The 22,952-nt window shown below is 72.3% G+C and carries 17 protein-coding genes; 2 read left to right on the forward strand and 15 right to left on the reverse strand.

Going from position 1 to position 22,952, the window contains the following annotated elements:
* Positions 1–17: 17 nt before the first annotated feature.
* The 15 genes from ACZ63F_RS25630 to ACZ63F_RS25700 all read right to left on the reverse strand — a co-directional run bounded on the left by ACZ63F_RS25630 (position 18) and on the right by ACZ63F_RS25700 (position 20,916).
* Entirely contained in the window at positions 18–1,043 is a 1,026-nt protein-coding gene (locus ACZ63F_RS25630) for an NAD-dependent epimerase/dehydratase family protein (RefSeq protein ID WP_469713939.1), read from the reverse strand.
* Between the two features lie 6 nt (positions 1,044–1,049).
* Positions 1,050–1,697, reverse strand: a complete 648-nt coding sequence (locus ACZ63F_RS25635) for a PIG-L deacetylase family protein (RefSeq protein ID WP_469713940.1) — start codon at positions 1,695–1,697, stop codon at positions 1,050–1,052.
* On the reverse strand, positions 1,694–2,488 hold the full coding sequence (locus ACZ63F_RS25640) for a sugar phosphate nucleotidyltransferase (RefSeq protein WP_469713941.1): 795 nt from the start codon (positions 2,486–2,488) through the stop codon (positions 1,694–1,696). Before ACZ63F_RS25640 ends, ACZ63F_RS25635 begins: the two co-directional genes overlap by 4 nt.
* A complete protein-coding gene (locus tag ACZ63F_RS25645) occupies positions 2,485–3,732 on the reverse strand; it encodes a class I SAM-dependent methyltransferase (RefSeq protein WP_469713942.1) in 1,248 nt (415 codons plus the stop codon). Before ACZ63F_RS25645 ends, ACZ63F_RS25640 begins: the two co-directional genes overlap by 4 nt.
* The gene (locus ACZ63F_RS25650) at positions 3,729–4,970 is read right to left on the reverse strand and encodes a glycosyltransferase (RefSeq protein ID WP_469713943.1); all 1,242 of its coding nucleotides are present in this window, start codon (positions 4,968–4,970) and stop codon (positions 3,729–3,731) included. The genes ACZ63F_RS25645 and ACZ63F_RS25650 overlap by 4 nt, the downstream gene beginning before the upstream one ends.
* A gap of 2 nt (positions 4,971–4,972) precedes the next feature.
* Positions 4,973–6,217 carry an O-antigen ligase domain-containing protein gene (locus tag ACZ63F_RS25655; RefSeq protein ID WP_469713944.1) on the reverse strand — a complete coding sequence of 415 codons (1,245 nt, stop codon included), beginning with the start codon at positions 6,215–6,217 and terminating at the stop codon, positions 4,973–4,975.
* A 1-nt stretch (position 6,218) separates the two neighbouring features.
* On the reverse strand, positions 6,219–7,763 hold the full coding sequence (locus ACZ63F_RS25660) for a right-handed parallel beta-helix repeat-containing protein (protein WP_469713945.1): 1,545 nt from the start codon (positions 7,761–7,763) through the stop codon (positions 6,219–6,221).
* Positions 7,764–7,770: 7 nt separating this feature from the next.
* On the reverse strand, positions 7,771–9,720 hold the full coding sequence (locus ACZ63F_RS25665) for an alginate lyase family protein (RefSeq protein WP_469713946.1): 1,950 nt from the start codon (positions 9,718–9,720) through the stop codon (positions 7,771–7,773).
* Positions 9,717–11,918 carry a bi-domain-containing oxidoreductase gene (locus ACZ63F_RS25670; protein ID WP_469713947.1) on the reverse strand — a complete coding sequence of 734 codons (2,202 nt, stop codon included), beginning with the start codon at positions 11,916–11,918 and terminating at the stop codon, positions 9,717–9,719. Before ACZ63F_RS25670 ends, ACZ63F_RS25665 begins: the two co-directional genes overlap by 4 nt.
* 16 nt (positions 11,919–11,934) lie before the next feature.
* Positions 11,935–13,869: an asparagine synthase (glutamine-hydrolyzing) gene (gene asnB, locus ACZ63F_RS25675; RefSeq protein ID WP_469713948.1), complete on the reverse strand. Its 1,935-nt coding sequence runs from the start codon at positions 13,867–13,869 to the stop codon at positions 11,935–11,937.
* A 3-nt stretch (positions 13,870–13,872) separates the two neighbouring features.
* Entirely contained in the window at positions 13,873–15,426 is a 1,554-nt protein-coding gene (locus tag ACZ63F_RS25680) for a Wzz/FepE/Etk N-terminal domain-containing protein (protein WP_469713949.1), read from the reverse strand.
* Positions 15,423–16,793 carry a Wzz/FepE/Etk N-terminal domain-containing protein gene (locus ACZ63F_RS25685; RefSeq protein WP_469713950.1) on the reverse strand — a complete coding sequence of 457 codons (1,371 nt, stop codon included), beginning with the start codon at positions 16,791–16,793 and terminating at the stop codon, positions 15,423–15,425. Before ACZ63F_RS25685 ends, ACZ63F_RS25680 begins: the two co-directional genes overlap by 4 nt.
* Complete coding sequence (locus ACZ63F_RS25690) at positions 16,790–18,058, reverse strand: glycosyltransferase family 4 protein (protein ID WP_469713951.1); 1,269 nt, start codon at positions 18,056–18,058, stop codon at positions 16,790–16,792. The genes ACZ63F_RS25685 and ACZ63F_RS25690 overlap by 4 nt, the downstream gene beginning before the upstream one ends.
* Positions 18,048–19,364: a nucleotide sugar dehydrogenase gene (locus tag ACZ63F_RS25695; protein WP_469713953.1), complete on the reverse strand. Its 1,317-nt coding sequence runs from the start codon at positions 19,362–19,364 to the stop codon at positions 18,048–18,050. Before ACZ63F_RS25695 ends, ACZ63F_RS25690 begins: the two co-directional genes overlap by 11 nt.
* A 73-nt stretch (positions 19,365–19,437) precedes the next feature.
* The gene (locus ACZ63F_RS25700) at positions 19,438–20,916 is read right to left on the reverse strand and encodes a sugar transferase (RefSeq protein ID WP_469713955.1); all 1,479 of its coding nucleotides are present in this window, start codon (positions 20,914–20,916) and stop codon (positions 19,438–19,440) included.
* Positions 20,917–21,997: 1,081 nt separating this feature from the next.
* Here ACZ63F_RS25700 and ACZ63F_RS25705 point away from each other — a divergent pair.
* Together ACZ63F_RS25705 and ACZ63F_RS25710 are read left to right on the forward strand one after the other, a co-directional pair.
* Positions 21,998–22,372: a roadblock/LC7 domain-containing protein gene (locus ACZ63F_RS25705; protein ID WP_351485866.1), complete on the forward strand. Its 375-nt coding sequence runs from the start codon at positions 21,998–22,000 to the stop codon at positions 22,370–22,372.
* 196 nt (positions 22,373–22,568) lie between these two features.
* A complete protein-coding gene (locus ACZ63F_RS25710) occupies positions 22,569–22,934 on the forward strand; it encodes an ArsR/SmtB family transcription factor (RefSeq protein WP_093497714.1) in 366 nt (121 codons plus the stop codon).
* Positions 22,935–22,952 lie beyond the last annotated feature (18 nt).

The raw sequence follows: 22,952 nt of genomic DNA on the forward strand, positions 1-22,952 counted from the left end.
CTCCTTGCTCACGTCGGTCACCGGCGCCGCCTGAGGGTGTCGTCGACGGTGCCGGCGTCGGACGCGGCGCGCAGTACGGCGAGGCGGGTGAAGCGCTGCTCGAAGTCCTCCCGGGTGAGGTCGAACTTCCGGTAGGCGTCGGCGAGTTCGAGCGCGCCCTGCTTCACTGTCCACGCGCAGTCGAAGCCGGGGATCGCGGCGCGGAACCGGGAGAAGTCCACCCGGTAGGACCGCGGGTCGGCGCCGGTCTCCCCGGTGATCACCACCTTGGAGCCGGCCACCGCCTCGGCGACCTGTGCGGCGATCTCGGCGACCGTGACGTTGTTGACCTCGCTGCCGATGTTGAACGCCCGGTCGTGCACCGCCTCGCGGGGTGCGGTCAGCGCGGCGGTGAAGGCCCGCGCGATGTCGGCGGCGTGCACCAGGGGACGCCACGGGGTGCCGTCGGAGAGCACCAGGACCTCGCCGGACAAGAGGGCGTGCCCGACCAGGTTGTTGAGCACGATGTCGGCACGCAGCCGCGGCGAGAAGCCGAAGGCGGTGGCGTTGCGCATGAACACCGGGGTGAAGTCGTCGTCGGCCAGCGCGTGCAGGTCGTCCTCCACCCGCACCTTCGACTCGGCGTACGGCGTCACCGGGCGCAGCGGGGCGTCCTCGGTCACCAGGTCGTCGCCGCCGGCGGCGCCGTAGACCGAGCACGTGGACGCGTACAGGAAGCGCCGTACCCCGGCGTCGCGGGCCAGCCGGGCGAGGCGGACGGACGCGTGGTGGTTGATGTCGTAGGTGAGTTCGGGCGCCAGCGAGCCGAGCGGGTCGTTGGAGAGCGCGGCCAGGTGGATCACGGCGTCCACCCCGGCCACGTGCTCGGCGGTGACGTCGCGCAGGTCCACCCGCTGCCCCGGCGGGTCCTCGGGCCGCGGGCCGAGGACGCAGTCGGCGAACAGGCCGGAGTCGAGGCCGACGACGTCGTGCCCTGCGGCCTTGAGGACCGGGGCCATCACGGTGCCCAGATAGCCCTGGTGTCCGGTCAGTAGTACGCGCAAGGTTGTTCAACCCCCCAGGTTGAGCGTGAGTTTGGTGACGGCGAACGCCTCGGCGTAGCGCGCGTGGCATTCGATGCCGCGGATCCGGGCGAGGCCGAGGAAGGCCTCCCGGTCGTACCAGGGCCGGTGCCGCTGCGAGGGGTAGTGCTCCTGCAGCAGCCGCACCTTGTCCTCGGCGGTCTTGGGTGCCAGCGGCTGGTAGGCCGCCGGCCGGCCGAGGTCGCCGTCCCACTTGACGATCTCGTAGCCGAGCACGAGGTGGTCGCGGAACGCGGTCGTCATCAGCTTGGCCAGGCCGCGGTGGTCCTGGTGGGCGTCGTCGGTGCGCGGCGCGAGCACCAGGTCCGGGTCGGTCTGTGTGCGCAGTTCCTCGACCGCGGACTTGGCCTCCTCCCAGTGCGCCGGGAAGCGGCCGTCGGGCAGCTTGTGCACGGTCAGCCGCAGGTCGGCGCCCGGGCAGAAGGCGGCGAGCGCGGCCTGCTCCTCCTGCTCGCGCTCGCTGCCGCCACCGGTGAGGACCAGCGCGTCGACCCGGATGCCCGGACGCGCCTGACACAGCGTCAGCAGGGTGCCGCCGGCGCCGATGGCGATGTCGTCGCAGTGCGCGCCCACCGCGACGATCCGGTCCAGGGGGCCGGCCCCGAGCCGGATCACGCCCTGACTCCGGCGGTGTCCCGTTCCCACACGGCCCACGGGCGGTCGCCCCGGGTGTAGGCCTCGTCGAGCGCGGCCCGTTCCTTCACGGTGTCGGTCGGCTTCCAGAAGCCGCGGTGCTGGTGCGCCACCAGCCGTCCCTGCTTGGCCAGTCGGGCGCAGCCGTCGGCGACCAGGTCACCGTTCTCCGGTATGTGGTCGAAGATCTCCTGGCGGAGCACGAAGTAGCCGCCGTTCTCCCACAGCGGCAGTTCGCTCACCGCGGTGATGCCGCCCACCAGGCCGTCCTCGCCGAGCTCCACGCAGTGGAACGACGACTGCGGCGGCACGACCATCATCGACGCCCCGGCGTCGCGCGCGGCGAACTTGTCGATCATCTCGGGCAGGGGCGCGTCGGTGAGCACGTCGGCGTAGTTGGCGAGGAACATCTCGTCGCCGTCCAGGTGGTGGCGCACCCGGCGCAGCCGCTCCCCGATGGGGGACTCGATGCCGGTCTGCGCGAACGTGATCGTCCAGTCGGCGATGTCGGTGGAGAGCAGCTCGGTCCTCCCGCCGCGCAGGACGAAGTCGTTGGACGTGGTCTCCTCGTAGTTGAGGAAGAAGTCCTTGATGTGGTGGGCCCCGTACCCGAGGCACAGGATGAACTCCTTGTGCCCGAAGTACGCGTAGTAGCGCATGACGTGCCAGATCAGCGGTCTCGGGCCGACCATGGCCATCGGTTTGGGCACGTCGTCGGAGGTGCCGTTGCGCATCCGCATCCCGTAACCGCCGCAGAACAGGACGACCTTCATGCTGTGACCTCTTTCGCGGCCTCGACGATGCTCAGTTCCGGAATGGGGAAGACGAGCCGGCCGCCCCACTCGTGGACGAAGGCCAGCTGCTCGACGAGTTCGGCCCGCAGGTTCCACGGGAGGACGAGGACGTAGTCCGGCTTGTCGGCGGCGATCCGCTCGGGCGCCAGGATCGGGATGCGGGTGCCCGGGGTGAACCTGCCGTGTTTGTAGGGGTTGCGGTCGACGGTGTAGGCGAGCAGGTCGGGGCGGATGCCGCAGTGGTTGAGCAGGGTGTTGCCCTTGCCCGGGGCGCCGTAGCCGACGACCGTCTCGCCGCGCTCGGCCGCGTCGACGAGGAAACGCAGCAGGTCCCGGCGGACCTTGGCCACCCGGGCGGAGAACTGGGCGTACCCGGACGGCTCCTGAAGGCCGGCGGCCTTCTCCCGGGCCAGGACGTCGGCCACCCGTCGCGTCGGCTCGCCGGCCGCCTCGGCGGGCCGGGCCCACAGCCGGATGGAGCCGCCGTGCGTGGGCAGCAACTCGACGTCCACGAGTGTGAGTCCGCCGCTCGCCAGGGCCCGGATCGCCGAAGCCACCGTGTAGTACTGGAAGTGCTCGTGGTAGATCGTGTCGTACTGGTTCTCCTCGATCAGGGTCAGCAGGTGCTGCACCTCGACGGAGACCCAGCCGTCGTCGGCGACCAGGGCGCGCAGCCCCTGGGTGAAGCCGACCACGTCGGGGATGTGCGCGTACACGTTGTTGGCGACGACCAGGTCCGCCGGGCCGTGTTCGGCGCGGACGGCGGCGCCGGTCTCGGGGGAGAGGAACTCCGTGAGCGTGGGCACGCCCGCCTCCCGTGCCGCGGCGCCGACGTTCACCGACGGCTCGATGCCGAGGCAGCGGATCCCCCGGCCCACCACGTGCTTGAGCAGGTACCCGTCGTTGCTCGCCACCTCGACCACGAAGGAGTCGGGGCCGAGCGCCAGCCGCTCCGCGGCGCCGTCGACGAAGGTGCGCGCGTGCTCCACCCAGGACGTCGAGTACGAGGAGAAGTAGGCGTACTCCTTGAACGTCTCCTCCGGCGTGATCAGCGGCGGGATCTGCGCGAGCCAGCAGTCGGTGCAGACCCGCAGGTGCAGCGGGTACGCGGGCTCCGGATCGTCCAGTTGGTCCGCGGCGAGGAAGCTCTCGCACGGCGGCGTCGCCCCCAGGTCGACGACGCTCGCCATCGCTTGCGAGCCGCAGAGTCGGCATCGTGTCATGTGGTGTCCCCATCCCCCCTGCTCGCGCGGGTCTGCCCGCCGCGAGCCTGTGCCGACCGCCCCGCGATCGCGGTGCGGTACTCCTCCAGCAGGCGCGCCAGGCCGACGGCCGGGCTGAATCCCTGCTCGTAGCGGCGCCGGGCCGCCCGGCCCAGCTCCCGGTTACGGTCCGGGTCGGCCGCGATCCGGCGTATGCGGGACGCGAGCGAGCCCGCGTCGCCGGGCCGGTGCAGCAGCCCGGTGACCCCGTCCTCGACGAGTTCGACGAAGGCGCCGTGGCCGGCGGCGACGGTCGGCACCCCGGCCGCCATCGCCTCCACGACCACCAGGCCGAACGCCTCCAGCCACGTCGAGGGAGCCACCACGGCGACCGACCGCGCGATGGCCTTCCGGCACTCCGCCGTGTCCAGCAGACCGGCGTAGCGGACGTCGTCCCGGCCCGCCGCCCAGGCGGTCACCTCTCGCTCCAGCGGCCCCGTGCCGGCGATCACGAGTGGTACGCCCACCCCGCCGCCGGCCGCGAGCTCGTCCCACGCGGCCATCAGCAGCCGTACGCCCTTGGCCTCCGCGAGCCGCCCGAGGTAGAGCAGGTGCTCTCCTTCGCCCTCGCGGCAACTGCCGGGGTCGGGCACGAAGTTGTGCTTCACCGTCAGGCGCTCGGCCGGCATGCCGGACCGCACCAGGACGTCGCGCTGGGCCGCGGAGATGCAGAGGAACCGCTCCACACCGGTCCACCACCGGCGCCGGTTGGCCGACAGGCTGACCGCCAGCGGCACCGTCGCGAGGCGGGAGCCCCGGTAGCAGCCGTGCCGGACGGCGGGCACGGGTGCGGTGCCGACGCACTCGGTGCACGGCCGGCCGTCCCGCTGGAGGGTGCCGGGCGGGCAGACCTGGGTGTAGTTGTGCAGTGTGGCGACGGCGGGCACCCCGGCGTCGGCGCATGCGGCGAGGACCGCGGGCGACAGGAGCGGGAAGACGTTGTGGACGTGCACCACGTCCGGCCGGTCGGTGCGCAGCCGGGCGGCGAGTTCCGAGCGGACCGCCGGGTTCCACGGCACCAGGAGCGGCACCGCGACCTTGCCGAGGAGGGACCGGGCGGCGATGTCGTCGCTGCGCCGCTCGAACACCTCGACCCGGTGGCCGGCCGCCCGCAGCAGCTCCACCTCCTGGTCGACGACCTTGTTCTCCCCGCTCGGCTGTGCGGAGCCGTAGCGGTTGTGCACCACGAGGACGTGCATGGTCAGGTCACCTCCGATCGTCTGGGGAGTTCGGGCGCCGGGAGGGGGGCCGCCGCGGCGGGTGCCGCCAGCAGCGAGGCGGCCAGGGCCAGGTGCAGCAGGTACGGGGAGGCGTCGCCGAGACCGGCCTCGGTGTACGAGGCGATGGCGCAGTAGCTGATCAGGAAGATCGCGCAGGCCCGCTGCAGCGACGGCGGCCGCAGCAGCGCGACCCCGCCGAGGACGACGATGACGATCGCAACCAGAGTGACGCCGACCAGGCCCTGTTCGTTGTAGACCGCCAGCCAGCTGTTGTCGATCGGCAGCCCGCCGAACGACTTGTCGCCCAGGCCCACGCCGAGGAGCTGCTCCGAGGTCGTCCGGGGGGCGGCGAGGAGGGCGTCCCAGACCTTGGCCCGGCCGGTGAGGCTGGAGAAGTTCTCCTTGGTCTGCCCGCGCAGGAACCACGTCTGCAGAGCGGAGGCGAACCCGACCGCGGCCACCGCGCCGACCAGCACCGCCCAGCCGAAGAAGCGGCGGGCGGCCGCGCTGGTCAGGACGAGCGAGCCGATCGCCAGCGCCAGCCCGAGGAGCAGGCCGAGCGTGGCCGTGCGGGTGTGGGTCAGCGCGAGCAGCACGAAGGACGGCACGACGACCACCGCGGCGCTCGTCCGGTCGGTCCTGCGGCCCATGAGGAGCAGCACGGTGAGTCCGATGATCACCGCCGCGTACTGCCCGATCTGCGGCGGGGTGAGCGGCCACAGCGCGCCGACCAGGCGGCCGCCGTAGAGGTCGGGCAGGGCCGCGCCGGGTGAGACGACGAGGCCGGCGGCGACCGAGCCGAGGACCGCGAAGTACGCCCGGACGTGGTACCGGACGAACGTCAGGCTGCCGTCCCACCAGCGGCTGAGCAGCCACAGGGTGCCGACGAAGAGAGCCAGCCTGAAGCACCGGAACAGCGCGCCGAACCCGGACTCCAGGTGGGCGCTGGAGAGCACGCTCGTCACCAGCAGCAGGCTGAGCAGGAGCAGGTAGGCGCTGGGCCGGATGCGCAGCCGGAGGTTGACCGCGAGCGCCAGCGCGAACGCGGCGACCAGGGCGCCCATGGTGACCATCTGGATGAGGGAGCGGGGCAGCGGGACGATGGTCTTGGCCCCGGCGGAGCCGAGCGTGTTGAGGACCAGCAGTCCCCAGACGATCCCGACGATGCGCGGGGTGCCGGCCGTGGCCGGTTCCGCGGCGGTCTGGCTGTCCGTCCGTGTGTCCATCTCAGTCACCGGCCCCTGCGTGGAGGGTGCTGCCCGCGTCCTGCCGGTAGTCCGTGCCCTGCCACTCGTCGAAGTCGAGCACCCGGCTCGGGTCGTGGGCGACGAACTGCCACGGTCCGCGGTAGACGTTGTCGTGCCAGTGGTTGTCCTGCTTGAGGGTGATCGCCTCGGCCACCTTCTCGCCCTTGTAGGGGGACCAGTCCGGGTAGGTTCCGTAGTTGGACAGCACCGCCATGCGGTCGCACATATCGGTGCACTGGACCACGGACTTGTCGAGCACGAAGCGGTTGTCGTGGATGTCCACCCGCTGGGTCTTCCACCGGCAGTCCGCGTACAGGGGTGCCTTGTCGATGGCCGGCTGCGCGCAGCGGTGGGTGTTCTTCACCAGCAGCGTGCAGTCACCGGACGAGGTGTTGGCCGGACTGTTGCAGAACCGGTCGGCGTTCTCCCACAGGGTGATCCCGGACCAGTTGTTCTCCAGCACGTTCCGGTAGATGTCGATCTTGTCGGTGCGGGCCCGGACCCGTGGTTCGCCGCCGGACTCGGACAGGTAGAGGGCCGCGTAGGGGAAGTTGTCCCCGCGGTCGGCGTACCTGCGGCCCTCGACCCAGTTGTTCCGCCGGATCGTGTTGTCCCGGATGACCGCGTTGTAGCTGGTCTCGTAGATCAGCGCGGCACCGTCGTTGGCGTCGAGCACGTTGTCCTCGATGAGGAAGTCGTTGTCGTCGGTGTCGGCCCACAGCCCGGCTCCGTGGTTGCCGTGCACCCAGTTGCCGCGGATGTCCGCGCCGTCGACGGCCCAGAACTTGATGCCTCCGGTGCAGCCGCAGCCCTGCTGACGCCGTTCCCAGTCGTCGGTGTTGTTGCCCACGATCTCGTTGTCCTCGACCACCAGGTCGCGGATCCCGCCGCCGCCCTTGTACGCGTTCATGCCGTACTGCCCGTTGTCGCGCAGGCAGCTGGCGCGGACCTGTTGGTGGGCACCGGCCATCAGCCCCGCCCCTGAGTTGTCCTGGATCGTCGCGTGCTCGATCACCCACCCGTCGGCCGAGTCGTGGTTGACCACGCCCTCGTTCTGCGGCGCGACGAAGTGCTGCACGGTCAGGAAGCGGATGGTGACGTCGCGGGCGGTGCCCGCGAACGCGTACTGGTTCTTCTTCCCGCCGTCGAGCACCGCGCCCGGCGCCCCGAGGTAGCGGTCCCCGGTCTTGGGGATCACCTGGGCGTAGCGGTCCGCATCGAGCCGGTGCCTGCCCGGCCGGAGCCAGAACGTGGTGTGCGGCGGGCTGTTCTTGGTCTTCGCCGCCAGGTCCCCGACGACCGCGGGGTCGACCGTGACCGCGCCCGGCGGCGCCTTCGCCGGCCCGGCCGCGGGGTTGGCGCACACCCGGGCCACGGCGCGGGCCGCGGACGTGGACGTGGACGGCGCGGCGGTCGGCTCCGCCGCCCCGGCGCCCGACGTGCTGTCGCAGCCTGTCGCTGTCAGCAGCAGGGCCAGCGCCGGCGCTGCCACCGCCGGCGCCCAGTGCCGCCTCTTGATCACCACGTGCCCCCTAGCCGCCGAACCTGAGCACGGTGGTGAACCCGCCCGCGCCGGCGGCGGGGCTGGTGCCGGTGCCGATCAGCGTCGTCGTGGGTTCCTTGCGCCCGAAGCCCGCGGAGTACCAGCCCAGCGGCGGGTCGGTCGCGCCGCGGTGCGCCCGCCAGGACAGCTCGCCTGGCAGGTCCAGTACGGCGGAACGCCCCTCGCCGTCCCGGATCCAGGTGAGCACCGCCTGGTTCCCGACCAGGTCCGCGGCGATCTCCGGGCCGAGGTGGAACGCCAGCCGCACGGTCCGGCGCGGGCCGCGCACCTCGTCGACCAGCTTCAGCTCCTGTCCCGCGGCCGTCAGCTCCACCCGGCGGCGGTGCACGGAGCCCTGGTACCCGTCGTGCTCGGCACACCAGTGGGCCGCCCCCTCGCCGGAGGTGTCCACGGCCAGGACGCGGGTGCGGGCCTGCCGGGTCCACAGGAAGGGACCGCCGGAGACGGACTGGTCGGCGCCGTCCAGCTGCAGCGTGTTGTGGCCGAGGGTGGACCGGAAGTACTGCCGCCAGGCGGGCTGCCCGTGGTAGCAGTACGTCCCCGGGTCGGCGAGCACGTCGACGCCGTCGTGCCTTACCTCCACGGACAGCGCGTCCGCGTGGGCGTGCGCGGCGATGGACAGGAAGCCGTGCGGACCGCCGTCGCAGCGGCACCAGATCTCTCCGGGACCGCGCAGGATGGTCATGCCCGCGTCGGCGAAGTGCGCGGGCCGGTCTGCCGGGCGGGTCGCCGACGGTTGGGTGCGCTTGACGAGCGCGGCCAGCAGCGGGGTGCGGACATCGGTGCCGGTCACCTCCGGCCACCAGCCGAGCCGGCCGAACACGGCGTCGCCGGTGGCGAGGAGCGAGGCCCAGCGGTCGGTGCCCGCGCCGTCCACGACCAGGCCGTGCCCGTCGTCCGCGTCGCCCTGGCGCGGCGGCCGCAGCCGGTTGTCCACGACGGCCGCGAGGGCGTCGGTCATCCGCAGCAGCACCAGCCGGACCGAGGCGGGGACCGGCACGCCCGCGGCGTCCGCCTCGGCGACCGCGGCCAGGCCGAGCTCCAGTACGAGTCCGTGGTACTCGGTGGCCAGCTCGCGGTTGAGGCCGGAGACGAAGGTGTTGCTCCGCAGGTGCCGCTCCAGCGACCGCAGCGCGTCGGCCCGCCAGCGCGCCGAGGCGGGGAACCAGCCGAACGCGCAGGCCGCGGCGAACTGCCCGGCGGCCTCGGCGACGACGTGGTTGTTGGCCGAGGATCCCCGGCTGGGGAAGGCGGCCAGCCAGCGCTGGTGGTGCCAGATCTGGTTCAGCGCCACCGGGTTCTCCTCGAACAGCCCGGCCGCGCCCGGCCAGTCGTCGAGCAGCCGGCGGATCCACACCCAGGACAGCAGCCGGATGCCCAGTTCGATGCCGCTGATCCAGTGCACGCCCCGCAGCGGGGGGTTGGCCGTCCACCAGGACCGCAGGTGCTCGGCCACGCGCTCGGCGTACCGCTCGTTCCCGGTGACCGCGTAGGCGGCGGCGAGCACGGTGAGGTACTGGTGCCGGGACGGCTCCCAGATCTGCTTGATGTCCCCGACCGCGTCCTCGTCGCGGTACGGCACGTCGAAGGCGTAGCCCCAGGGAGCCCGGCGCCCGGTCTTCGGGTCGTACCACCAGTCGGGGTCGGTGAGGTCGTCGCGGACCACCCCGAAGAACTCGGCGTGCCCGGACATCAGCCGGTCGGCCTCGGCGACGAGGCGCTTGGCGGCGTCCGGTGACACCGCCGCGAGCGTCCCGGCGGGCAGGACCGCGGTGAACCGGGCGCCGGTCACGGCCGGTCCGTCCGGCCGGACGGACCGCCACCGCCGTCTGCGCACCGTGTCGCCCACCCGGCCCGCGACCTCCCCCGGCCCCATCCGGGACAGCCGTCGCAGGTACCAGCCCGCGCTCATGGTCATCGGGCCCGCTCCAGCTCCACGGACGTGCCGGAGGCCAGGGCGGTGCGCACGGCGAGGGTGGCCGCGGTGGTCGCGACCAGCGACTCCAGCGGCACCGGCATCGGCCCGCCGGTCCGAACGGCCTTGACGAACGCGGCCAGTTCGGCGTTCTGGCCCTTGTCCCGGGCCTTGGGCAGCCGCGAACTCAGCCAGCGGCTGCGGCCGTACACCGAAGCGCGGACGAAGTCGTCGAGCTTGAGCACCTTGCCGTCGGCGAGGAGGTCCAGGGTCTCCTTGGGGAAGCCCGGCGCGCCGGTGGTGACGTAGCTGATGGTGGCGGTGGACCCGTCCGGGTAGCGGAGGACGACCTGCAGGTCCTCGTTGCCGGACGGGGCGACCGCGTACACCGAGACCGGGTCGGCGTCGAGCAGCCAGCTCGCCGTGTCGACGAAGTGGCCGCCCTCGCCCTCGAACCGGGAGCCCTCGGTGCCCTGGCGGAGATACCAACTGCCGTGCTGCAACTGGCCCGCGTTGACCAGGTAGCGCAGGCTCGCCGGACCGGTCCGGGCACCGAAGCGCCGCTTGGCCTCCGTCAGCAGCGGTGCGAACCGGCGGTTGAAGCCCACCTGGAGGCGGTCGTTGCCGGACTCCTCCACCGCCGCGAGGACGCCTGCCAGTTCGTCCTCGGTGAGGGCGAGGGGCTTCTCCACGAACACCGTCTTGCCGGCGAGCAGCGCCCTGCGGGTCAGCTCGGCGTGCGAGCTGTGCCGGGTGACCACGAACACCGCTTCGATCGACTTGTCGCCGAGCACCGCGTCGAGGTCGGTGGTCGCCTCGGCGAAGCCGAACTTACGCTGCGCGTTGGCCGCGGAGAGCGCGGTCGTGGTGACGACCGTCGACAGCTCGACGCCCTCGCGCCGGGCCAGGTGCGGCAGCAGCATCGACGTCGCGTAGTTCCCCGCGCCGACGAACGCGAGGCGCACCGGTGAGCCGGCGGAGCGGGCCGGGGCGGGCGCCGCCCCGCTGCGGCGCACCGCGGGCACGGCCACCGACGGCGCCTGGGCCGCCTCGCCGCCCTTCCGCGCCTCCTCAGGCTGTTGGGGGTAGCGGAACAGCACGGCCACGGCCTTCAGCTCGCCGTCCTTCAGGCGCCGGTACGTCTCGACAGCGTCCTCGAAGTCGGCGACGTGGGAGACCAGGGGCTCCACGTCGACCCTGCCGCGGGCGACGAGGTCGAGGAAGCACGCGAGGTTGCGGCGCTCGGTCCAGCGCACGTAGCCGATCGGGTAGTCGCGCCCCTCCAGTTCGTACTCCGGGTCGTAGCGTCCGGGGCCGTACGACCGCGAGAACCGGACGTCGAGCTCCTTCTCGTAGTAGGCGTTCCACGGCAGGTCCAGGCGGCACTTGCCGATGTCGACGACCCGGCCGCGGTCCCGGCAGAGCCGGGCGGCCAGCTCGACGGGCTGGTTGCTGCCCCCGCCGGCGGCCAGGTACACCTGGTCCACGCCGTGCCCGTCGGTGAGTTCGGCGACGGCTGCCTCCAGGGCCGCGGACGCGGGGTCGCCGCAGGCCACGGCGCCCAGCCGCTCGGCGAGTTCGCAGCGCGCCGGGTCGGGGTCGGCGCCGACGACGCGGACCCCGGAGGCGGTGAGGAGCTGGCCCACCAGCTGGCCGATCAGGCCGAGGCCGATGACCAGGGCCACCTCGCCGAGCTGCGGCTCGCCCTGGCGGACGCCCTGCATCGCGATCGACCCGACGGTGCCGAAGGCGGCATGACGCGGTGCGAGGCCGTCCGGCACCGGGGTGTAGAGGTTCCTCGGCACCCAGTTCAGCTCGGCGTGCAGCGCGTGCTCGTTGCCGGCGCAGGCCACGAGGTCGCCGGCCTTCACGTCGTCGATACCGGCGCCGACCTGCTCGACCACCCCGCACAGCGAGTAGCCGAGCGGCGTGTAGGAGTCCAGCTTGCCCATCACCTTGCGGTAGGTGGCCGGCAGTCCGTTGGTGGCCACGCTCTGCATGACCTTGGCCACCTGGTCGGGGCGGGAGCGGGCCTTGCCCAGCATCGACATGCCGGCCTCGGACACCTTCATGAGCTCGGTGCCGGTGGAGATCAGCGAGTAGGCGGTGCGGACCAGCACCCCGCCCGGCTTGCACCCCGGGACCGGAACGTCGAGCACCGCCAGCTCGCCGCTCTTGTAGTTCTGTACGACCTGTTTCACCGAAGTCCCCTGATTCCTAAGCCGTCAGCCGAGTGCGCTGGCCGGACCCGGAGGTCGCGTCGCGATACCAGTACTCGAGGGTCAGTACGTGCCACAGATGTTTCGAGTTGTCCCGCTGCCCGGCGGCGTCCTCGGCGACGAGCCGCTGCAGTGCCTCACGGCGCAGGAACCCGGACCGGACGAGTTCGCCGTCGTCGACCACCTCGCGCACCAGCGGTGCCAGGTCCCGGCTCATCCAGGCCCGCAGCGGGGCGCTGAACAGGCCCTTGGGCCGGTACACGATCTCCCGGGGCAGGACGGAGGTGGCCGCCTCCTTCAGGACGGCCTTGCCCTGCCGTCCGACGATCTTGCGGTCGCCGGGCACCGCGAACGCGGCCTTGACCACCTCGACGTCCACGTACGGCACGCGCACCTCGGTGGAGGCGGCCATGCTGGAGCGGTCGGTGTACGTGAGGTTCAGGCCCGGCAGGAACATCCGGGCGTCGGTGAGGCACATGCGGTTGACGAAGTCGTCGAGGTCGTTGTCCGCGTAGACGTCCGCGTGCTCGGTCAGCACGTCCTCGACCGTCCCGGCCAGATCGGGATCGAGCAGGGCGAGCAGCTCGTCCCGGTCGTACATGGTGTAGCTGCGCCGGAAGGCGGTCTCCTCCGGCAGGTCGGCGAAGGAGAGGAACCGCTTGGCGAAGCGCACCGACCGGTACCCGCGGCGGCTCGTCGCGACCGGCAGCCGGTCCACGGCCGCGGACACCCCGCGCCGCAGGGGCCGCGGGACCAGCTGGTAGCGCAGCGCGATCAGGTTGGCCAGGTGCTTGCGGTAACCGGCGAACAGTTCGTCCGCGCCCATCCCGGAGAGCATCACCTTCACCCCGGCCTCGCGTGCGGCCATGCAGATCAGGTAGGTGTTGATCGCGGCCGGGTCGCCGATCGGCTCGTCCAGGTGGTAGGTCATCCGGGGCAGCAGGCCGAGGACGTCCGGCGCGATCTCGATCTCGTGCAGGTCGACGCCGAACTTCTCGGCGACCTGCCGGGCGTAGCGCAGGTCGTCCGGCATCGCCTCGAACCTGGCGTCCTCGGCGCGGAACCCGATCGTGTAGGCGGAGATCCCCGGCTGGTGGCGGGCCGCCAGCGCGGTCAGGTAACTGGAGTCGAGGCCGCCGGAGAGGAAGGTCGCCACGGGCACGTCGGAGAGCAGGTGGCGCCGGGTCGACTCCTCGACGATCGCGGCCAGGTCCGGCTGTTCGCCGGCCAGGGCCCGCGCCCGGCCCTCGGCGGCGACGTCCTTCAGGTTCCAGAACCGGCCGCGCTCCACCCGCCCGTCGGGCCGGCACCGCAGCCAGCTTCCCGGCTCCAGCTTCTCGGCCTCGCGGAACGCGCACCGCGAGTCCGGCACCCAGTAGTAGAGCAGCGAGGCCACCAGCGCCGCGTCGTCCACCTGCAGCGACCTGCCGGTGGCGACGGAGAGCGCCTTGAGCTCGGAGGCGAACACCAGGCCGCCGCCGCGCCGGAGCAGGAACAGCGGCTTGATGCCGAGCTGGTCGCGGGCGAGCACCAGGTCGCCGGTGCGCTCGTCGAAGATCCCGAAGGCGAACATGCCGCGCAGCCGGGGCAGGCAGTCCGTGCCCCAGCGCCGCCACGCCTCCAGGAGCACCTCGGTGTCGGAGGTGCCGCGGAAGCGCACTCCGCCGGCTTCCAGCTCGGCGCGGAGTTCCGGCGCGTTGTACAGCTCGCCGTTGTACGTCAGGACGAGGCCGTCCGAGGCCATCGGCTGGGCGCCGGTGTCGGACAGGTCGATGATGGCCAGCCTGCGGTGCCCGAGGTGCACCTCGCCGTCGCCCACGGGGTGGCTGTAGCGGCCCGAGCCGTCCGGGCCGCGGTGGGCGAGGGTGTCGGTGAGCCGGTCGGTCACGATCTTTCCGTCCGGCCAGCGGTAGGTACCTGCGATGCCGCACATGTGCTACCGCGCCTCCTGGTCGTTGTCCGGGCCGCGGACGGCCCACACCGGCTGCCGCTCCGCCCGCCGCCGGCCCTCCCCCACTGCCTGAACGGCGTGGGAGGTGCCCCCACCCGCCTGCTGGGCCGGGCGCTCGCTCCGGCCGCGCAGCGCGGTCTGCAGCCCGTCCCACAGGGTGCCGTCGGTCCGGTCCCGCGGATCGGGGTCGATCAGCACCACGCCGATCACCGGGATGTGCTGGTCCGCGAGTTGCCGGGCCACGGTGTGCAGCCAGGCGGCGCTGCCGTGTCCGGCCCGCACCACGAGCACGGTCCGGGTGCCGAGGTACTGCAGGTCGGTCCACGCCGTGCCCGGCGCCACCGAGCCGACGCCGATCGTGCGCTCCTGGGCAGGAACGGCCGCGGCGTGTTCGGCGCCGACCACGGTCGGGTCGCCCGGCTTCTGGCGGCGGCCGCCCAGCTGCTGGCGGGGCAGGGCGTCGACGACGGTCACCGGCCCCTCCGCCGCCAGGTTCCTGGCGAGGTCCAGGGCGAGCACGCCGGTGGCGCGCGCGCAGCCCAGTTCCAGCAGCGACACCGGTTCCGTGGAGCCGCGCAGGGTGCGGGCCAGGGAGGCGGCGAGCCGTTCGCGGGCCAGCCGGGTCCGGCGGCGCTGCCAGGGCCTGCCCGGCCGCCGGGGCAGCTCCGCGACGACCGAGGCGCCCAGGTTCGCCGCGATGTCCCGGCGCAGCACGGGGCGGTCCGCCACCACCGTGCCGACCGCGGCCCCCGCGAGCCCTAGGAAGAGTCCGAGGACGAGGCCGATCACGCCGTCGGTGGCGACGGCCTTGGGCACGGAGTGGTGCAGCGCGCGGGGGGTGTCCACGATCTGCGTGCCGGCGACGACCTGGGGTGCGCCGGTCCGCGCGTCCGCGGCGCGTTCGTCGAAGTCGGAGATGCGCGAGTTGAGTTCGGCGCGGCGGGCGAAGAGCGATTCGAGGGTCGCCGACGCCTTCGGGTCGCTGTCCGCCGACTGGTTGCCGATCTCCTTGTTGACCTGGGCGAGTTCGTCCCGCATGCGGTCGCGCTGGTCGAGCAGGGCCTGGGACTCGGCCTGCGCGGTCCGCTGCATCCGCTGCACGTGGTCCGCGACGAACGCGTCGGCCAGTGCCTTGGCGCGGGCCACCGCCTGGGCGTCGGTGTCGCCGGTCACGGTGATCTGCAGCAGGTTGTTGGTCAGGCCGGTGCCCCGGTAGTCCTTCAGGAAGTCCTCCGGTTTCGCGGTGGACTTGAGGGACCGCAGGGCCTTGTCGGCGATCTGCGTGGTCTGCAGCAGCTGGACGTCGGTGCGGATCAGTGTTCCGGTGTCGTTCGGCTGGTCCGCTTCGTGCGCGACCAGCACCTCGGTCACCGCGGTCGGCGCCGGCGGCAGGGCGACCGCCAGCCCGGAGCCCGCCACCAGGCCGAGGAACGCCGTGGCGTACCAGAGGCGGCGGCGCCTGCGCACCGCCACCACCAGGGCCTGCAGGTCGAGAAGCGGAGTGGCGGCCGACGACTCCGCTGTGGTGCTGGTCGTCACGCTGAACCTCCTGTGGCCTGGCCGCGCACCGCGAGGGCGAGGGTGGCGTCGTCCGGGGGGTGGCCGGCGGGCCGGGTATCACGGGCGCGGACGGGGTCGGCGACGACGACGCCGAGGACCTCGTGCCGGCCGTCCGCGCATGCCTCGGCGATGCCGGCGAGTTCCTCCGCGGTCCAGTTGCCGGCGCTGAGGACGACCAGCGCGCCGGACTCGGTGTCGCGGTCCGGCACGATCGGCCGGTCCACGCAGACCTCCACGATCCGCAGCTGCGGATCGCTCTTGGCCTCGGCGGCGAGCTGTCCTGCGGCGCGGCGGGCGAGACCGTCGCCGTCCGGTACGACCACCAGCAGCTGCCGGGGAGCGGGCAGTTGCTCCCGGAGGCGGGTGCAGACCCGGCGGTAGCGGATCCGCCTGGCGGCCTCGTCGTCGGACCTCGGCGGGGTCGGCAGGTCCCACCGGGTGTGGGTCCCGAGAAGGCGGCGGATCCAGCCGCGCCGGGCGCCGTCTTCGGCACAGTCCGCGCCGCGCCCCGAGGCGGGCACCTCCACGGTGCCGAGGAGTGCCGCGCCCAGCGCCGCGGTGAGTTCCGGTTCGGTGCGCAGCCGGCGGTTCGTCCGGGCGGCGGCGAGGTGGCCGACGACCGCGAGCAGGAAGAACAGCAGCGCCCCCGCGCCGATGAACTGCACGCGCGTCGGGGGCGCCTCGCCGGTCGGCCGGGCCGCCGGGCCCATGACGACCATGCCGGCCTTGTTGGACGCCGGGTCGGCCTCGTCCAGCTTGGTCATGGCCTCCTCCAGCGAGGTGCTCAGCTTCTCCAGCTCGGTCCGGGCCTGCACCCCCTCGACGGTCTGCCCCGGATCGGACGCGTCGGCCAGCTCGGTGATGCGCCGGTTGGTCTCCTCGACCTGCTTGCGCAGCGCCTCGGCCTCGGTGGCCGCCGGGGAGTCGGTGCCGCCGCCCGCCACCCGTGCGGCGAACTTGACGAACTGCGCGGCCACCTGGTCGGAGAGCTGCTGCGCGCGCTCCGGGGTGTCGGCCGTGCCGGAGATCTTGATGATGTTCCCGTCGGCGGCCGAGGCGGTCACCCGGTCCCGCAGGTCGGCGTCGCTGACGTCCCGCCAGTTCAGTGCGGCGGCCGCGCGGTCGACCACCGTCGAACTGGTCGCGATGTCCACCTGGGTCAGCAGCTCGCGCTCCTCCCACTGTCCCGGCAGCAGGACCGACGCCGACGTCGTGTACCGCGGCGGGAACACCACCGAGGCGCCGTAGCCGACGAGCGCGCCCACAGCGGCGATGACGGCGAGAAACCGCCAGCGCCGGCGGAACATCCGCCCGATGGTGACCAGACGTATCGATTCCTCGCTCAACTGCGCTGCCTCTTCTTTCTTGTTCGAACCTGATCGGCCGCCGGCACCGGGGGGTGGTCACGGCAGGCGGCGGTGTAGGCAGCAAGCAGCGACGCTTGCGAGTTGCGCCAGGAGAGCGGCCCGCTGACCCGCTCCTGGCCGATCCTGCCCATCCGGGCCCGCTGGTCCGGGTCGTCGAGGAGCTTCGCGACGAGCGCGGCGAACTCGCTCTCGTCGTCGGCGGCCGCGTAGACGGCGGCCTCCCCGGCGGAGACGCGGGCTTCCTTCAGGTCGAACGAGACGATCGGCCGGCCCATCGCCATGTACTCCAGGACCTTGTTCATGGTCGACACGTCGTTGAGCGGGTTGCACGGGTCGGGAGAGAGACAGACGTCCGCGGTGGAGAGGTAGCGCACCAGATCGGCGTCCGGGATGCGTCCGGTGAACTGCACCTGGTCGTCGAGCCCGAGCCGCCGGGACAGCTCCACCATCGCGTCGAAGGCGTCGCCGGAGCCGACGAACACCGCGTGCCAGTCGGTCCGTCCGAGGTCGTCGCGGAGCTTCGCGAGGGCCCGCAGGGCGTAGTCCACGCCGTCCTGGGGGCCCATGACGCCCAGGTAGCAGAGCAGATGAGGCTTGCCGCGTTTCAGCTCCGGCTCGGGCGGCACCGGCTGGAACCGCTCGACGGCGGGTGCGCTGCGCACCACGAAGACGTCCTCGGGGCGCCGGCCGCCGCGGCGTATCGCGACGTCGCGGTAGCTCTCGTTGGTGGCGAGGACGATGTCCGCGGCCCGGTAGGTCCGCCGTTCCAGTGCGCAGACGGCCCGGTAGAGCAGGTCCTTGCCGCGGCCGAACCGGGAGAGGTACAGCTCGGGTACCAGGTCGTGCTGGTCGAAGACGAACCGTGCGCCGCGCCGTTTGAGCCACAGCGCGGGCAGGAACAGCAGGTCGGGCGGGTTGCAGGCGTGGACGACGTCGACCGGGCCGACCCTGCGGGCCAGCCGGGCCGTGTGCCAGAGCGCCGACCCGTACTCCTTCAGGTAGCCGGCCGGCCCTCCGGTGGCGGCGCGCAGCGGGTAGCGGTGGATCCGCACCCCGTCGATCACGGCCTCCGGCTCGGTGTCGCGCTTGCTGCCCTGCGGACAGATGACGTGCACCGTCCAGCCCGCGTCGCGCAGCGTCGTGCACTCCTGCCACACCCGCCGGTCGAACGGCACCGACAGGTTCTCCACGAGGATCAGCGCGCGCCGGCCGGGGCCGGCGCCGCCTGTCGCTTTACCAGGCAAGGCCCATGTATCCCGGTTCGGTCCGGCGCGTCTCGGCGTCGGGAAGGCGGACGAGGTCGACGATCACGGGGCCTTCGCCGTGCGGCAGCGCCGCCGTCACGGCGGGCTCCCTGGTGCCGACCAGGCACACCTCGGCGTGGTCGAGCACCTCCTCGACGGAGTCCGCGAGCAGCTGCGCGAGGTGCGGCAGCCGGGTCTCGATGTACTCGCGGTTCGCGCCGATCAGCCGGGACAGGCTCACGTTGGCGTCGTAGATCCTGATGTCGTAGCCCTTGCCGAAGAGCCGCTCCGCCAGCTCGACGAGCGGGCTCTCGCGCAGGTCGTCGGTGCCGGGCTTGAAGGACAGCCCGAACATCCCCACCCGGCGCTTCCCGGTGCGCTCGACCAGGTCCACCGCGCGCTGCAGGTGGTCGGAGTTGGAGGTCAGCACGTGGGCGAGGATGGGTACCGATACGTCGGCCCGCCGGGCCGCGTGGACCAGGCTGCGCAGGTCCTTGGGCAGGCAGGAGCCGCCGAAGGCGAAGCCGGGGCGCAGGTAGGCGGGGCTGATGTTCAGCTTGCGGTCGGCCAGGAACACGTCCATCACCTGGTGCGAGTCCACCCCGAGCGCCTGGCAGACCGCGCCCAGCTCGTTGGCGAAGCCGATCTTGAGGCCGTGGAACGCGTTGTCCGCGTACTTGATCGCCTCGGCCGTAGGCACCGGCACCCGGAACACCTCGCCGGGCAGGCCCTGGTACAGCTCGAGGACCGCGTCGCCGCTGGCCGGGTCGAGTTCGCCGACGACGGTCTTGGGCGGGTCGAAGAAGTCCCGCACGCTCGTGCCCTCGCGCAGGAACTCCGGGTTGACCGCGACCCCGAAGTCCACCCCGGCGGTGCCGCCGGTGTTCTTCTCCAGGATCGGCACCAGCAGGTTCAGGCAGGTGCCCGGCAGCATGGTGCTGCGGAAGACGACGGTCTGCCGCCCGCCACGCTCGGCGAGCGCGACGCCGATCTGCTCGGTGACCCGCTCCAGGTACGTGGTGCACAGGCTGCCGTTGGGCTCCGACGGGGTGCCCACGCAGACCAGCGACACCTCGCTGTTCATGATCGCCTCGCGGACGTCGCCGGTGGCACGCAGGGCCCCGGTCCGCACGACCTCGGCGAGGAGTTCGCCGATACGTTCCTCCACCACCGGCGCCTTGCCGTCGTTGACCAGGTCGACCTTCACCTGGTTGACGTCCACCCCGATGACCTCGTGGCCCATGCTGGCCAGGCACGCGGCTGATACGCAGCCCACGTAGCCGAGCCCGAAAACGCTGACTCTCATGACTCGTCCCTCCCCCCACGCAGGCCCTGGTGGCCTGCGGTCCGCACGTCGGCCGGACGCGATCCCCCGCGCATCAGTAGGCCCCCTGCCCGTGGAGCACGGCACGCATCGTCTTCCACAAGATCACCGTGTCGAGGGCGAGCGACCAGTCCTCCACGTACCGCAGGTCGAGGCGGACCGCCTCCTCCCATGGCAGGTCGCTGCGTCCGCTGATCTGCCACAGGCCGGTGAGCCCGGGCTTGACCAGCAGCCGCCGCCGGATGTCCGGGTCGTACGCGGCGCACTCCTCCGGCAGCGGGGGGCGCGGGCCGACGAGTGACATCGCTCCGGTGAGCACGTTGAAGAGCTGCGGGAGTTCGTCGATCGAGTACCGGCGCAGCACGGCTCCGACCCGGGTCACCCGCGGGTCCCGGCGGACCTTGAACAGCAGTCCCGCGCCCTCGTCGCGGTCGGCGAGTTCGGCGCGGGCCCGGTGCGCGCCGACGACCATGGTGCGGAACTTGAGAATCGTGAACTCCCGGCCGTCCTTGCCGACCCGGCGCTGGCGGTAGAAGGCCCCGCCCCGGCTGTCGGCCAGCACGAGCAGGGCGACGAAGGCCATCAGCGGCGCGAACAGCATCAGCAGGACCGCCGCGCCCACCCGGTCGACGACTTCCTTGATGGCCCGGCGGCCCCCGGTGAAGGTCGGCAGGCTGACCCGCAGCAGCGGGATCCCGAGCACCGCGTCGACGTGCAGCCGCGGGCCGGCCACCTCCATCAGCACGGGGGCCACGACCATTTCGGCGTCGCTGCCTTCGAGGTTCCAGGCCAGCCGCTGCAGCCGGTCCGGCGTCCAGTGCGGGTCCGGGGTGACCGCGACGACGCGGTAGCCGTCGTGGCGGACGTGCTTGGCGACGTCCGCCAGTCCGCCGACCACCGGCACGCCGTCCAGTTCGTCACCGTCGAGTCCGCGCCCGTCCGTCGTGCACACCGCCGCCACCCGCCAGCCGATGTGCGGGAACTTGCGGGTCCGGGTGATCAGGTCGCGCACGGTGGCCGGGCTCCCGGCGGCGAGCACCGGTCTCAGGCACCGGCCGTCCTTGCGCCGTCTGTGCAGATCGAGGCGGAGCAGGTAGCGCGCGGTCATGGTGACGAGCCCGATCGCGGGGATCGCGACGAAGATCCAGAGTTTGATGTTGCGTGAGGTGAGGGCGATCCCGCCGAGCGCCAGGACGACGGTCGCCGCGAACAGCGAGCGTCCGAGCCGGCGGAATTCCTCGGCGCCCTGGCCGAGCACGGCCGGCGCCCACGAGCGGCCGACCACGAGCGCGGACAGCACCAGCAGTTCGGTGCCGAACGCGAGAATCCCCCATTTCTCATGCCAGTTGGCCGCGTCCCGGCCCCCGAAGAACTCTCCGATGCCCGCCACCACGATGGCGGTGGCGACGGTGTCGCTGATGATCACGGTACGCCGGTACCGCTGTTCCCATTCGAGCGCCGGCCTGTTGCTTCCCCCGTCCGCAAGACGCTCGCGCGCCTGCGGAAACGGGCCGACTAGTCCCCCCTGCCGCACAGAAACCCCCCGGTTCCCAGTGGTTCGACATGGTGCCCTGACACCGTTCCTCCCCCCGGGAGGCCCCCGCCTCCCGTACGCTTCCGCCCCCGGGAGGCCCCCCGGCTCCCCGCGCCGCGCTGTTCCTCCGACGGACGGCCCCCGCCCTCCGCGTCTGACATCCCGGCTTCTTCAGCGCTGCCTGTACGACCCGCCCGTGCCGCGGCGGACCCGCCTGCCCTGCCGGGCTTGCGAGGCGCAGGGGAACCCGTCGGAACCGCGAGTGCTCCCCGCACCCGAAGTCCCTCCCGGTTCCCAGGAGTTGATCACCCCCGAGTCCGGCGGCACGCACACGGCCACCGGCCGCACGTATCGCCTGACCCATAGATCATCATTTGTCGCCCCGTGTCCCAGCATGCGAAGCACGGTCAATCTAGACCATCTGCGTCCGTCTGAAGAGAGGGTCGTGTGGAATTTGTGCTCGCTATTTGAAGACGGGTCAACGGACATGCGACTGACCACGGGTACCCGGGCGACCGGCGATGTTCCGCGTGACCTGCGAAGACGGGAGTTCTCCGGCCACCGGTACCGTCGGAAAACCGGAAGCGCCCCGGCCCGGCCAACTGGCCTGCTTTCGCGGCCCGTTCGGCGGATTCCTGTCGGTCGGGCACCGGTCGGCGGCGGTGGGGCAGCCGGACGACGGCGCCCGCGAAGTGATCTTCACACCTCTGCCGGCACGAGCGCACGCCGAGGACGGCCCCGATCGGGTCGTCCGCACCGGACCTCGCGCCCACCCGTCCCCGAATCCGGGACCCGGACCGAACGCGGACCGTCTCGGCTCTCACCGTGGCACCTCTGCCCAACTCGCGCGTCCCGTATGCGCCGTTGCGGCAACAGCCGCACGGGGCGCAGAGTCAACTTCGTCCCTCGTCGAACCAGTTTCCGTGGCTCAAACGATCTGGCGGCGCATCTGATCGGCCAGCATGCGTCAGACCCGGAGAACGCCGTCCCGGCGCCGCTTCCGCCGACCTACGGTCCCTGCATCGGGCGGGCCGGCGGTCGCTGGTCCGTCGCCATCCGCATGCGAAGGGGAGGCGCCAGTATGGCGAGCGTGGAAGTGTCGCTGAAGGAAATGATGGCCGGGGTGGAGGGGGCGCTGGGTGCCGCGGTCGTGGACTACACCAGCGGCATGGCCCTGGGGACACTGGGCGGGGGCAAGGACCTCGATCTGACCGTCGCGGCGGCCGGGAACACGGATGTCATCCGGGCCAAGGTGCGCACGATGGGCGAGCTGGGCCTCAAGAGCCGGATCGAGGACATCCTGATCACACTGGAGAAGCAGTACCACCTCATCCGTCTGATCACCGGCCGCAGCGGGAACGGCCTGTTCCTCTATCTGGTGCTCGACAAGGGGCGCTCGAACCTCGCCATGGCCCGTCACCAGCTGAAGCGGGTCGAGGAAGAACTCGAGGTCTAGCGGTTCCCCGGGTTCCGGGACTTCGTGCGCCCATGATGTGAAGACTTCTTCAAGTGACCACATCAGCATGATCCCAACTCATGTCTGCGCACGGCCCCGGACGGCAAGGATCGGCCGCACAGGGCCAGTGCGGCGGTGTCGCAAGGCGCCGCCGCACCTCGGCGCCCCCACCCGTCCCGGCAGAGAGCGAGCGGTCATGCAAGTCCCCCTCTACCAGGCCAAGGCGGACTTCTTCCGCATGCTCGGGCACCCGGTACGGATCAGGGTCCTGGAACTTCTCCAGCACGGGCCCGTTCCGGTACGGGACCTGCTCGCCGACATCGAGATCGAACCGTCCAGCCTCTCCCAGCAACTGGCCGTGCTGCGCCGCTCCGGCATCGTGGTCTCCACCCGGGAGGGCTCCACCGTCCGCTACGCACTGGCCGGCGGGGACGTCGCCGAACTCCTGCGCGCGGCCCGCCGTATCCTCACCGAACTCCTCGACGGGCAGAACGTCCTCCTCGCCGAACTGCGCCAGGCCGACGCGTCCGCTCCGCCGATGTCCACGAGCAGCCGCGGCTGACCGCCGCCTCCGGCTCCG

This window comes from Streptomyces sp. NPDC104761 (assembly GCF_055583445.1).